The organism is Microbacterium sp. NPDC079356 (genome assembly GCF_049545465.1).
GTDB classification, from domain to species: domain Bacteria; phylum Actinomycetota; class Actinomycetes; order Actinomycetales; family Microbacteriaceae; genus Microbacterium; species Microbacterium gawkjiense.
The window spans coordinates 1-1,101 of record NZ_JBMWDN010000018.1 but is presented as its reverse complement, the minus strand read 5'-3'; the positions used below and the strand labels follow the sequence as shown (position 1 = coordinate 1,101).

Sequence of the window (1,101 nt, the reverse complement as noted above, 5' to 3'; positions counted from 1 at the left end):
GCCGACGTCGTTCACGCCGTTCGAGTCGCGGGTGCGTGCGTTGCTGCTGGAGACGCCGACGATGCCGGCGACGGTGCTCGCGGAGCGGGTCGGGTGGACGGGCTCGATCCGGTGGTTCCGTGACAACGTGAAGCGGTTGCGGCCCGAGCAGCAGCGTCTCGATCCCGCGGATCGGATCACGTGGGCGGCGGGGGACGCGGCGCAGTGCGATCTGTGGTTCCCGCCGAAGAAGATCCCGCTCGAGGACGGGACAGCGAAGCTGTTGCCGGTGCTGGTGATCACCCCGGCGCATTGCCGGTTCACGACGGGAGTGATGATCCCGACGCGGAAGACGGAGGATCTGCTGCTCGGGACCTGGCAGCTGATCGAGCAGCTCGGCCGGGTTCCGCGTCGGCTGATCTGGGACAACGAGCCCGGCATCGGGCGAGGACGCCGTCACGCGGACGGAGTCGACGCGTTCATGGGAACCCTCGCGACCAAGCTCGTGCTGCTGCCGCCGCGGGATCCGGAATCGAAAGGGATCGTGGAACGCCGCAACGGTTGGTTCGAGACATCGTTCATGCCGGGCCGGTCATTCACCTCGCCCGCGGACTTCAACGAGCAGTTCACCGACTGGCTCGGAGTCGCCAACCAGCGGAGGGTGCGCACCCTGGCCGCCTCTCCGATCTCGCTGCTGCCTGCGGATCTGGCGGCGATGTTGCCGTTGCCGCCGATCCCGTTGCATCTGGGCTGGCGGAACCGGATCCGGCTCGGCCGCGACTACTACGTCCGCATCGACACGAACGACTACTCCGTCGACCCGCGCGCGATCGGCAGGATCGTCGACGTCACCGCGGACCTGGACCGGGTCCGCGTCCGCCTCGATGGACGGATCATCGCCGACCACACCCGTGTCTGGGCACGAGGAATGGTGATCACCGACCCCGCGCATCGAGAAGCTGCGGCCGTCCTACGACGCGAGTTCCAGCAGCCGCGACTTGTTCCAGTCGGCGACGATCTGACTCGGGATCTCGCCGACTACGACCGCGCGTTCGGGCTCGTCGAGGGGAGCAACTGATGGCCGGCAAGACCGACGTCGCGAAGCAGATCACCTATTTCGCC

The 1,101-nt window shown here is 67.7% G+C and carries 1 protein-coding gene; it reads left to right on the top strand.

Going from position 1 to position 1,101, the window contains the following annotated elements; all coding sequences use genetic code 11:
- On the top strand, window positions 1–1,057 hold a 1,057-nt coding region (locus ACPEH0_RS14740; protein ID WP_423719502.1), incomplete at its 5' end, for a Mu transposase domain-containing protein.
- Window positions 1,058–1,101: the final 44 nt, after the last annotated feature.